General features: G+C 41.2%; 6 protein-coding genes and 1 tRNA gene. 6 read left to right on the forward strand and 1 reads right to left on the reverse strand.

The genetic code is table 11. The annotated features are described in order from the left end of the window. Window positions 1-65 precede the first annotated feature (65 nt). Complete coding sequence (locus AC13FX_RS02250) at window positions 66-2,666, reverse strand: zinc-dependent metalloprotease (RefSeq protein ID WP_482878800.1); 2,601 nt, start codon at window positions 2,664-2,666, stop codon at window positions 66-68. A gap of 202 nt (window positions 2,667-2,868) precedes the next feature. On the opposite strand from AC13FX_RS02250, the gene AC13FX_RS02255 reads away from it, so the two are divergent. From AC13FX_RS02255 to AC13FX_RS02280, 6 genes are all read left to right on the forward strand, one after another. After that, window positions 2,869-2,942, forward strand: a tRNA-Arg gene (locus AC13FX_RS02255). A 432-nt stretch (window positions 2,943-3,374) separates the two neighbouring features. Then, window positions 3,375-6,854 (forward strand): sensor histidine kinase, encoded by a 3,480-nt coding sequence (locus tag AC13FX_RS02260; protein ID WP_482878801.1) that lies wholly within the window; start codon window positions 3,375-3,377, stop codon window positions 6,852-6,854. A gap of 16 nt (window positions 6,855-6,870) precedes the next feature. Then, window positions 6,871-7,530 carry a response regulator gene (locus tag AC13FX_RS02265; RefSeq protein ID WP_482878802.1) on the forward strand — a complete coding sequence of 220 codons (660 nt, stop codon included), beginning with the start codon at window positions 6,871-6,873 and terminating at the stop codon, window positions 7,528-7,530. Between the two features lie 216 nt (window positions 7,531-7,746). Beyond that, window positions 7,747-8,139, forward strand: a complete 393-nt coding sequence (locus AC13FX_RS02270) for a hypothetical protein (protein ID WP_482878804.1) — start codon at window positions 7,747-7,749, stop codon at window positions 8,137-8,139. Between the two features lie 141 nt (window positions 8,140-8,280). Beyond that, window positions 8,281-11,265, forward strand: a complete 2,985-nt coding sequence (locus AC13FX_RS02275; protein WP_482878805.1) for a PAS domain S-box protein — start codon at window positions 8,281-8,283, stop codon at window positions 11,263-11,265. Between the two features lie 9 nt (window positions 11,266-11,274). Then, window positions 11,275-12,522: a GAF domain-containing sensor histidine kinase gene (locus AC13FX_RS02280; protein WP_482878806.1), complete on the forward strand. Its 1,248-nt coding sequence runs from the start codon at window positions 11,275-11,277 to the stop codon at window positions 12,520-12,522. Window positions 12,523-12,581 lie beyond the last annotated feature (59 nt).

Below are 12,581 nucleotides of genomic sequence, written 5' to 3' on the forward strand. Positions count from 1 at the left end.
TAATCCAAAAAAAGGCCCCGGTGCATAGCATCGAGGCCAGTTAATTTTTTAACACGTGAGCTTCATTAGTTTTCTAAACTAAGGCCTGCTTCCAGTGCTTTTCCGATACGTACCTGAACCTCACGCAAATGGGCTTCAGTATAAGCGTCAAAATTGTATGGCGGTGACAAGCGTCGGTTGATCCGCTCATTTAGGTCATTTAACTGAAAACGGGCTACAGCACGGGCATCTGCAGGCATATTAGCCGGAGCATCAGTCACTATTCCGATCATTTCATCCAGGTATGCACGCTGAAGGTCACGCCGATTACTATCTATGTTACTACCGGGGGCAGACCATACTTCACTCCAAACCGCATTAGTAATGGTTCCCATCAGTTCAGGAATAGTAAGTGTGTTGGCTTCACCGAATTTTACTTCTGTATCACGGATCCTTTCCAAACGGGTTCCATTCAATAGCTGAGAAAGCAGTGAAGATTGTATTCCCAGAAGCTGTGAATGAAGTGGGTAATCTATACGGCCGTTATAGGTATTGGAATTTCCCCAATGACTCCAACGATCGGCTCCCATTTTCTGGAACACATCCTGTGGAAGTTCAAAAGCATCAGCATCAAGTGCGTAGTCGATGATCATATCAAGTGCTTCCTTTTGCTTGGTTTTCGGGATCGCAACAAAAGGCATTCGTCCATCAGGATCTCCCACATGGTCTCGGTACTGATACTGCCCACCTATATATTTGATTGCCGGGGCCAGGGTTCTTGAATACTGGAAGAAATAAGTATTGAACAGATCCGTGGCTTCAAAATAAGGCATGTTATCAGCCAGTACGATCTCAGGAATTTCAGGGATCAAACCTTTTAGCAGTTGTGCCCTGTCTTTACCCCAGGCCAAAGGGTCCTCTCCAAGGTCATAGACATTGATCAACGGATCAACCGCCCCGGCACCACGAGCATCCTCATCAGTACCATAAGCGTGTCCCGGTTGAGCTGCCTGCCTTGCGATCTCCCTGGCTTTCTGGGCATCAGGAGTGTAACCATAACTGATCACCCATCGGTCATAACTCCCCACGCTGGGATTATAGTAATATCCATCTGCCGATCTCCCCTCATTTGAAAGATTTACGGTAGGATATTCCATAGCTGAACTGAATACACCATTTTCTTCCGCCCATTCCTCATTATGTAATTTATCAAGTGGGGTATCAACAGATGATCGGAAGTTATGGCGAAGCCCAAGCGTATGGCCCACTTCGTGCATGGTTACCCACCGCAAAGCCTGATCCACAAATTCCTTGGGAACCGGATCACCGGGTTTCATCATGCCCCTTGCTAATAATACACTTTTCACGATATCTAACTGCATCGACATTTCCGCAAAGAAGGAACTTGTTTCTCCAAAGCTCATACTTCTGATCTCAGCCTCAGATACATTGAATATTTCATCAATCGCAGATCGTGGCTCTACCATTTCACGATATTCATTTTTATCGCCCAAAAGCATATTGGCCTCAAACAGGATATCTGCATCCAGGATCTCGCCGGTTCTTGGATCGACCACGGAAGGGCCAATAGCCCCATATCCCGGCTGATCCGATACATTCCACCGCAAAGTAGCAAAACGAATATCCTCAGCTTCAGCATCCTCCGGCAACATCTCTGCACGGACAGCATTTCGAAATCCGGCTGCCTCAAAAGCATTACTCCACTCTGTCACCCCTTCCATCATGGCCTTGCGATATCTCACAGGAACCGTGTGATCGATATAATAAGTTATCGGTTCAATAGGATCACATAAACCATCAGCTCCGGGTTCACCATCACATTCCAGTCTCCATTTGTTTACATAGCGCTGAAAGAATTCTTCATTGTCATTGGAAAAATCTTTATGAACGGTCATAAAGTAGCCGGTTCTGTCATCTGCCATTCTCGGCAACATTGGGTTTTCAGGTAATGCAGCCATCGTATAATGAATTGAGACAGGAATAAATCGGCCATCGGCCACTGTACGAGGGGCTCCTCGTTCCCCATTATTGAATGTTAAACTTGCAACAATATTGGTATTCATTGGAAAAGACTTCACTGATCTGATGTAACTTTTATCCTTATCAAGGGATGCACGTCCCGGTTGACCCGGCTGGGATGAAACAGCTGACTGAACCCTTTGGGAAATATTGGACAGATCACTGACGAACCAGCTATATACATCCAACAACATGACATTCTCTTCATTTGTTGCTTCTACTTTAGCTGTTTCCAATACGGAATTACCATAGGTAAGCTCAACAGCTCTTGCTTCAGGAGTTCCTTCTTCAGCCTTATAACGGTGGGGTAACTGAACTAAAAAGATCTTTCCCTCTCGTTTTTCCAATTTTACCAGAAGTCCTTCAAATATATTTAGCATAGTGCCTCCATATAGTCCGGAAGAACCTATCCCCTGAGACAATTCAAAATTCATCAGAAATTCTTTGTTCAGATCACTTTCTGTTACCGCCATATATAGTTTATCATCTGTTCTGTACAGATCGAAAAACCCTTCCAGATGCTCTGCATCCTTAATAAGCTCTGTGAATTTATCTTTGTCATCTGATTGCTCATCTTTTCCCTCTTGAGCAAACAGTACTGAGCTCGATAGAAAGAGTAATGTTGTTAATAGTAAAAGTCTTTTCATACTACACTCCCATAAATTAATGTTGAAGGATACATTATAATTCTTTTTACCAAGAAATGAACCGGTATGTTTGGCCTAAGACGAAGCTTCAACTGTATATTGAACCGATTGCATCAGGCAGGTTAGGGAATTTGAAACTACACACTTAAAATAAATTGCCCTGCTGTATATAACTTCTTATCTTTAGTGCTCTCAAATAATTGCACCCGTAGCTCAATTGGATAGAGTACCTGACTACGAATCAGGCGGTTGGAGGTTCGAATCCCCCCGGGTGTACTTCAAAGGTCTTGAAAGCCATCCCTTTTTGGGGATGGCTTTTTCTTTTTTATTCCTTTTGCTCTCAGCCGCGCACAATTACGCTTCCTTTTTTATACCAGTCTATTCTATTCATTTACCGTAATGCAAATTAATGTACCTTCAATCGCATTTAAACGGCTATTTTAGGCGAGATAAATTTTTTCACTTTTTTTGTAAGGAATTGCTTTGAGATTGCTCTGACTATATGGTCAAGAGAACCAATTTGGGTAATCGTGGGTGCAAGTACAACCACCCTCGCCTTTTAAAGGTGGGGGTGGTTTTTTTATTGAAATTAAATTCCTGTCATTTGTTTTCACATCTTTTTCATAATCTGAAGAGATATTGCTTGTTGTTTGCACAATAAAGCATTTAGTTTATCCAAAAGGTTAACTTTTTAATGCATTTAATATCATGCTGCGGGTCCCGGATCTACTGAAGCCAAACGCTTTTTCTATTACGGTCTACTATCTTGTTTTTGCCATGCTATGGATCCTGCTCTCAGATCAGTTGCTCATATGGCTGACCAATGATGCCCGGCTTATCTCACAATATCAAACCATTAAAGGCCTCTTCTATGTTGCCGTAACGGCATTGTTTCTTTACTACCTGATATACCTTAGTAATGACCGCATCTCAACTGAAAAAGATCGGATCGACACGGCTTTATATGCGGCCGGAATGGCTACCTGGAGTATTGACCTTAAAACAAATAAGATACAGCGTTCAAAATTTCATCATAAACTATTCGGCATTTCTAGAAACCCCTCGAAGTGGAGTCTAAATGATTTTTATAATGCCATTCATCCAAAAGATCGTGACAATGTTCGTAATGAACTTGAAAAGACCATAAACAAAGAGAATGTAAACTTTGAGGTTAAATACAGGGTCCACCCCAAGGCTAACGATCTACAGTGGATGCATAGCCGTGGAAACCTGGTCTACGATTTAAATGGCAATGCCACGCATTTAGCAGGAGTAGTAGCCGACATTACCGAGCAAAAAAAGCTGGAGGATGAATATCAACGGGAAAAAGAATTATTTGAAAGTGTTTTTAAAAACATTCCCGTCATGATCGATATTACCTCAAAAGATGGAAAAACAATCCGGGTAAATAAGGCTTATAAGGATATTACCGGGTTTACTGAAGACGATCTTGAACGATCAGGTATCATGGAGTTCGTATATCCTGATGATGAGATGCGAAAAAAAGCCTGGAGGTCGATCGAGAAAGCAGATGGCACATTCAAAGAATTTGAGACGGTCACAAAAAGCGGGCAAAAGCGAATTCAGCGATGGGCCAATATCAGGATCTCTGACGGCAGTACTATTGGAATTGGTATTGACATTACAGAGCAAAAAGAACTGGAACGCAAGCATGAGCAAGACCGGCTCGAACTGCAGAAGGTGTACAATAATATTCCCATTCTCATAAATCTCCATAACGAACAAGAGAAGGTCTACCGAATTAATAATTTCTTTGAGGAACGTGCCGGTTATAGCAATGAAGACCTCAAGGAGATCGATCTGATCGACACTATGATTCCGGATGATGAGAAAGAAAAAGTAGTTCAGCATATGTTAACAGCTGACGGCAGTTGGGAAGACTTCAGGATCATCACAAAATCAGGTGAGGTCATTAACACCTCCTGGTCTAATATCAAAGTGACGAACGATCTATCTATTGGTATTGGAATTGACACGACCGACCTAAAAGAAAAAGAGCGCAAACTTCAGGACCTAACAAATCAATACAGAAATGCTGAAAAACTTGCCAATTTTGGGCACTGGAAACGAGACCTGATCACTAATGTATCAGATGTCTCAGACGGATTCTACGAGATCGTAGAAGTGGACCCGGCAGTTCAGGAATTTAACTTTGATTTATTGAAACGTGTTATCCATCCGGATGATTTTGATTTCTTTTTAAAGGCTGTTGAAAAGTCATATACCACCGGTAAGCTGGATATCCATTACCGGATCATCAAGCAAAAAAGCGGTGATATTGCCCACATTCATGAATTGGGGCGTGTGGATTTTGATGAGAACGGTGAGCCTTATTTGATAAGTGGAACGGTTCAGGACATCACTGAAATGGTGGAGTATCAAACCCAGCTTCAAGAACTTGCTGAACGATACCGTAAAGCAGAAGAGATCGCTGACTTTGGGCATTGGTGGAGAGATCTGAAAAACGACACTGCCGTATTTTCACAGGGTTATTACGACATTGTTGGGCTGAAAAAAGGACAAAGAGATAGCAGTTTTGATACCTCAGTTAACCTTATTCATCCGGAAGACAGGGAACAATATCGCAATGCCTTCAAAGAAGCTCTTGATACAGGCTCCCTAAATGTCCGGTTTCGCATCAAAAAGCCTGATACCGGTGAGGTAGGTTACTTTCAGGAACTTGCTGAAACAGAATATGATGCTGATGGTGATCCCGTTGCCATCAGTGGTACCATTCAGGATACAACGCAACGTGAAGAATTTCAGATCGCACTGAGCCAGCGGAATAAATTTATTGAAGCAACTCTTGAAAACCTGCCTATTGGTGTGGCGGTCAATCTGATAGATACCGGAGAAGTTACGATCATGAATAAGAAATTTGCCGAGATCTATGGTTGGCCAAAAGAGGTTCTGACTAATGTCGATACATTTTTCAAAAAGATCTACCCGGATGATGAACACCGAAAACGCATGATCGAGATGGTGATGGCTGATATGGCTTCCCAAAATCCTGAACGCATGAATTGGGAACACCTGAGGATCACCACTCAGCAGGGAGCCGAAAAACTCATCAATGCCAAGAACATTCCATTGTATGAACAGAACCTTATGATATCGACTGTGGTTGACGTTACCGCTCAGGTGGAAGCAGAGGAACGGCTGGCTGAATCTGAACATAACTACAGATTACTGTTTCAGAAAAGTCCCCTGCCAATGTGGATCTACGATCCTGAAACCCTCAAGATCATTGAAGTGAATGATGCTGCCATAAAACATTATGGTTACTCCCGTAAAGACTTTTACGGCATGACCCTCCTTGATATCCGGCCTAAAGAAGAACGAAAAGAATTCCTGGACACTGTTAAACTCCATGTTGAGAAAAACATAACTGAAACCACGGAATGGCGCCATATCAAAAAGAATAAGGAAGTTATTAACGTTCGCGTCACAGGCTCATCCATTAACTATTTTGGCAATCAGTACCGGTTGATCTTGGTCAACGATATCACAGAGCAGAAAAAAGCCGAAGAAATGGTACTTGCCTCACTGGTAGAAGGTGAAAATAAAGAGCGAGCCCGCATTGCTCAGGAACTACATGACGGATTGGGGCAATATCTTGCAGCTGCTAATATGAACCTTAATTCTGTAAAGGATGAAGCTGACGCATTGAGTGAACGCAAACAAGAGCAGTTAGAAAACGGCCTGAACCTATTGCAATATGCTGTTACGGAAACAGCCCAGATCTCAAGGAATCTTCTTCCCCGTGTTGTTGACGATTACGGTCTTGCCCTGGCAATAAAATCTCTTGTGGAGAACTATAAAGGGACCTCAGGCATGGAGATCAAATATTATCACAATATTGGTGAGCTGGACCTTGGGAGGGAATTGCAGTTCAATTTATATAGGATCTCCCAGGAAGGATTGTCAAATGCTGTTAAGTATTCAAACGCAAGTGAGATCAATATTCAACTTATTAAGGATGAACTTGATTTGATTCTTTCAATTGATGATAATGGTAAAGGTTTTGATGTGAACTCAGAAGATTTCAAGCCGGGTTTGGGCCTTCAAACCATAAAGACCAGAGCCGGAGCCCTTGGGGGAACTTTTGAATTTGACAGCAAACCCAACAGGGGTACTTTCCTGAGTGTGGTAGTACCGATCAAATGAAACTAATTACGGGACTATGGCAAATATTAAAATAGGTATTGTTGACGATCATAAGATCGTGCGTGATGGCATCAAGATCATGGTTGAGGATCATCCCGGCTTTGATATTTTATGTGAAGCAGAGAACGGAAAAGAAGCCATCGACCACTGTGCCGAGAAATCACCCGATATTATAATCATGGACATTACTATGCCGGTAATGGATGGTATTGAAGCTACACGGATCATCAAGGAAAACCATCCTGATATCAAGATCCTGGCATTAACCATGCTTAGTGAAGACCAGCATATTCGCAAGATGATCAAAGCCGGTGCTTCAGGTTATATTCTTAAGAGTTCGGGGAAGCAGGAACTCATCAAAGCCATTGAAACCATCATTGAGGGTAAACATTACTTCAGTAATGATGCTACTCAAGCTATTCTTCAAGAACTCGTAACTCCGGATGTAAACAAGGTGAATGATGACGATGAAGTTCATATCACCGAACGCGAGCATGAAGTACTAAAGCTGATCGTTAATGAATTCACAAATCAGGAGATCGCTGAAAAATTATTTGTCAGTGTTAGAACCATTGATGCCCACCGAAGAAACCTACTCCAAAAGACCGGAGCTAAAAACACGGCCGGATTAGTAAAATATGCGCTAAAAAATAAATTATTCAGCAACAACGGTTAAATTCAGCGAACCAAAAACAAAACTGATCTTACAATCTCTCACCTGTTTTTTCAGAAAATTGCCGTACTGATCAATTAAAAATTGGTTTTACGCCTAGGTAAAAACACCTACCCATTTTTATTAAAATTAGGGCTTAATACCTATTCACCTTTACTCTTGTTTAAATTAGATTTATAAAAAGCAGAAGATAGTCCCAAAACAGTGAGGGGTAGGGTGTTGAAAATTGCATATATCGGAAAAGCTAATCAAACTAATAGCTTTATTTGTGATACCATTCAGTCGAACTATTCCGCTGCCATTACTTTTCATAAACCCGATGAACTGTTAAAAAAACCCGAAATACTCGATGATGGTGCACTGGACTTAGCAATCCTTGATCTCAATTCATCCTATGGAATTGGTACTGCCCCTCAAAGTATCAAAAAGATCAATCAACATTTAGTGACTTCTCCCCTTTTGGTAATGTATCCATCCAACTTTAACCTCATTGAACCATTGGTTGAAGCCGGTGCAAATGGAGTTATTTCCAACACACCAACAGAACCTGAAATTACCGGGGCAATAGATAATCTGTTAAATGGGGAAAATTATTTCATTGACCCAAAGTAGGCATATTTACCTAAGTGAATTAATCATGAATTACAGTTTTATACGTAATTTCAAAATTAGGCTTTTCACGTCATTCAAATGCACTAAATGTGTCCTATCTTGCCATTCAACAATTATGGTTTAGTACCGGGTCTAAAGAAAATGAAAAGAGATCAAGACATATTTACGACAACTGAGATTGACAGCCTCTCTGCAGGCCTGCTCAATGCATTTGATTCTCAGATAGCAATTCTGGATGAACAGGGTAAGGTTGTAGCTTTCAATCAACAATGGAATAATTTCAGGGAACGTCTTGAAAACAGATGGTGCCATCCTGCACTTGATGTTAATATATTACAAAACCTTCAGGCTCCCCTGGCCGATGGTAATGATTTTGCTCTTCGTTTTTTGATTGGCTTAAAAGAAGTACTTGCACAGGAAGTTACTTCATTTGAAAGCAAGTGCTTTTTTAAAGACAGTAGCAATGACCAATACTGGTTCAGGGTAAAAGTCACTCAATTGCACAGCCAAAGTGGTGCCATCATCATGTATGATGATATCAGTGATCAGATCAAAAGCACCCGATATCTAAAAGAGACCCAGCAAAAATTTGAAAGCCATTTTCATAATAGCCTTTACGGTATTCTTGTAGCAGATCAAAACAAAGTGATCATTGAAGCGAACAAGGTTGCTTGTAATCTCCTTGAAACAACGGTCGAAGATATTTCCTTTTCAAATATCACCAATTTCCTGAACCTGGATATGGATATCGATCATCTTCAGAAAAAGATCAATCGTGATGGAAACATATTAGGAGAAGTTGATATCACCACGGCTAATGGGAAATCCATACCTGTTGAAATGAGTGTGACCCTATTCAGAAATGAAGACGGGAATTATATCACCAGCTGGGCCTTCAATGATATCTCGGAAAAAAAGACCACTGAAAAAGCGTTAAGACAGACTGAACAACAGTATAAGCTTCAATTTAACAATACCCTGGAAGGAATCATCATAGGCAGGCCGAATGGCCAGATCTTAAAGGTCAATCCGGCTGCCTGTGATATCCTGGGTTTTAATAAAGAGGAACTCGAGGGTAAGCACCGGGATATAGTTTTTGATGCTGAAGACCCAATAAATAAAAAGGCTCTAAGAAAAAGGCGAAAAGATGGAAGTGTTGTCGGTGAAGTAACTTTCACACATAAAAATGGACAACCTATTCATGTAGAAGTCAGCAGTGTAATCTTTACAGGCGAAGACGGTACAGAGAAAACCATTGTAAATATTAAAGATATATCAGAACGAAAGTCTGTTCAGCAACAGCTCATTGAAGAAAAAGAGTTTACTGAATCAGCCATATCAAGCCTTCCAACGGCCTTTTTCGTGTTTTCTACTGAGGGTGAGATGATCCGATGGAATGATATACTTGAAGAAGATCTGGGTTACAGCGCCAGAGAACTTGCTCGAATAAATGTCATGAAGCTTGTACATCCTGATGATAGATACAAGTTGAGAGACATTCTAAATGATGAATTGTCAGGTAAAAAAGTACGCGTTGACGTTCGGTGTATGACCAAGGATGGAAAGGTGGTAAACTACCTCCTTAGAGGTACGAGTTTTGAGCAACACGGAAAAACTTACATTGTAGGCGGTGGACTGAATCAAAACGACTTTATCGAAATTGAAAGTGAGCGTAAACGGAATGCAGAATTACTTAGTCAGCTTTTTCATAATTCCCCAATAGGCATCATCCTAGTTGATGCGGATGGTAATATTTTGAGTTCCAACGATAGTTTTGAAAAAACCTTCGAGTATAGAAAGAAGGAATTGGAAGGAATGACGTTAACCGAGGCTATAGTGCCAGATTATATGGACAGACAGGCCCAGGTATTTTCCGAGCAGGGTTTTACCGGAGAGTCGTTCCAAACGGAAGCTGTCAGAATCACTAAGAACGGCAATGAAGTACCGGTCCTGATTGGTGGTGTACCTGTCGAAGTTGACGGTGAGATCATAGCCATATACGGCATGTATGTTGATATATCTGAGCGAAAGAAATTAGAGGATCAGATCCTTGACCTGCTGGAGACCGAAAAGAAAGCTCGATTACACATGCAGGATATGTTTGAAGAAGCGCCTACTGCTATAGCAGTATTGGAAGGTGAAGATCACAAATTTACGTTCGTCAACGATAAATACCAGGAATTGATCGGAAAGGAAAATGTAACCGGTAAGACAATGGATGAGGTCTCACCTGAATTAAGCGATCAGGGCCTTACCAAAATGCTTGACACTTGCTTCAAGGAAGGTAAAGCCTTTACGTTCAATGAAAGAGCTGTCTATTTTCGCAAAAAGAATAGCCTGGAAAAAGAAACACACTACCTGAATTTTGTGTATAAACCACTCCATGATGATAATGGAGATACTTATGGCATCTTCGTTCAGGCCGTTGATGTAACCGAACAGGTTGAGGCAAGAAACCTGATCGAGAGATCTCTTCAGGAAAAAGAAATTCTATTGACTGAAGTGCACCACCGCGTAAAAAATAATCTGGCTATCATATCCGGGTTACTGGAACTTGAGATCATGAGCGTGAATGACGAGCAAGTCACTAAACACCTCGATTCCACACAATCACGGATCAAAACAATAGCAAAAGTACATGAGTTGTTATATCAAAATGACAGCTTATCACACGTTAGTTTCAAAGAATATATCGAGAGTGTACTTGGCAAGACCAGCAAACTTATGAAAGGTGAGTATCCTTTGATTTCTGAATTCGATCTCGGGGAAGTTCACCTTAATGTAAATCAGGCCATTCCTGCCGGTATGCTGCTGAATGAGATCCTGGAATACCTGCATGATACCTGTACCGGTGAAACCAAGAGTAACGCTGAAGGTCAGATCTCATTCAGGATGCGAGAGGAGGATAATAAAGTGATGATCGATCTATTGGATCCCAAACACCGTGTTCTTGATTTTCAAAAATCAGATTCAGGATTAAGAAATACATTGCGAAACGACCTTATTGAAGTACTGTTAACCCAGATCTACGGCGACATTAAGATCACCCACGGAGATCGTAGCATATTAACGGTCTCTTTTCCGAAAAGAGAAGCTAAAGGACCACATAATGCCTTATATAATTAGGAAAGGAGAATGAAAAACATGTATTTGCTTAGACAACAAGATCAGGAAATTGCAGAGAATACTCCGGTTTCTGCCAATGAAGCGGAAAGGCAGGCTAAGCTTGAGGAATATGATATCCTGGATACTCTTCCCGAAGACGAGTTTGATTCTCTGGTCGAACTGGCTGCCATGATCACCGGCTCACCCATTTCTCTTATGAATCTGTTGTCTTATGACCGCCAGTGGTCTAAAGCTGCACATGGCATGGAAATTCAATCTACACCAAGATCAGAATCCGTTTGTCAATACACTATTCTTGATGAAACGAACTTTGAGGTCGAAAATCTGGCTGAAGATAATAGATTTTTACACATGCCCTATGTGATAAATGAACCCAATTTACGTTATTATAGCGGTCATCCACTACGCACATCAGATGGATACAATATTGGTGCCTTGTGTGTACTTGATACAAAGCCAAAGAAATTAACGGAGGAACAAAAACGGGGACTTCAGACTATTGCTAATGAGATCATGGCAAGGCTGGAACTCAGGAAGAAGCAACATGAGCTTGAACAGCTTAACAGAGAAAAGGATCATTTTCTGCGCGCTGTGAATCATGACATTAAAAGCCCCTTAAATGGGATCGTCAGTTCTACACATTATTTAATGAATATGTGGGATGGTGATAAAGAAGAATTGAATCAGATTCTATCTATGATAGAACTGAGCGGAAGGAAATTAATTAACTATACCAGCGAACTAGTTTCTAACTCTATGGAACAAGGTGAATCTAAACTCATTCTTGATGAAGTTGAGATCGAAGGTCTGGTCCAAGACCTGATCGACATATATAACCCGCTTGCAAATGCCAAAGGGGTTAATATAAATTCCCATTTCAGCACCCCCGGCACTTTTCACCTGGATAGCGAAAAGTTCAAGCTCGTTGTAAGTAACCTTCTCTCTAATGCACTCAAATTTTGCCGCGAAGGTGACAACATTACTTTAGATATTAAGATATCCGGTACTGACGATAAAACACTATATATCTATCTCTCTGATACTGGAATTGGAATTCCTGCAGAGTTCCTGCCAAATATATTTGATAAGAAAAAAGAACATCAACGTCAGGGGACCAAAGGTGAAATTAGTACCGGTATGGGGCTACCCATCGTTAAAAAATATGTGGATCTCCACAACGGTGAGATAAGAGTTGAGAGCATTGTAGGAATGGGAACCACATTCCATATAAACATCCCGGAGAACCTACCCGGGTAAAGAGTTTCATTTGTACCCCGAAAAACCCAAGAGTCGCTCCCTGATACGGAGCGGCTCTT

The organism is Gracilimonas sp. B-17, from assembly GCF_056857935.1.

What these genes read in the sequence shown, in the direction of transcription:
- AC13FX_RS02250 (WP_482878800.1), bottom strand. Translation starts at nt 2,666, where the DNA reads ATGAAAAGACTTTTACTATTAACAACATTACTCTTTCTATCGAGCTCA.
- AC13FX_RS02260 (WP_482878801.1), top strand. Translation starts at nt 3,375, where the DNA reads ATGCTGCGGGTCCCGGATCTACTGAAGCCAAACGCTTTTTCTATTACG.
- AC13FX_RS02265 (WP_482878802.1), top strand. Translation starts at nt 6,871, where the DNA reads ATGGCAAATATTAAAATAGGTATTGTTGACGATCATAAGATCGTGCGT.
- AC13FX_RS02275 (WP_482878805.1), top strand. Translation starts at nt 8,281, where the DNA reads ATGAAAAGAGATCAAGACATATTTACGACAACTGAGATTGACAGCCTC.
- AC13FX_RS02280 (WP_482878806.1), top strand. Translation starts at nt 11,275, where the DNA reads ATGAAAAACATGTATTTGCTTAGACAACAAGATCAGGAAATTGCAGAG.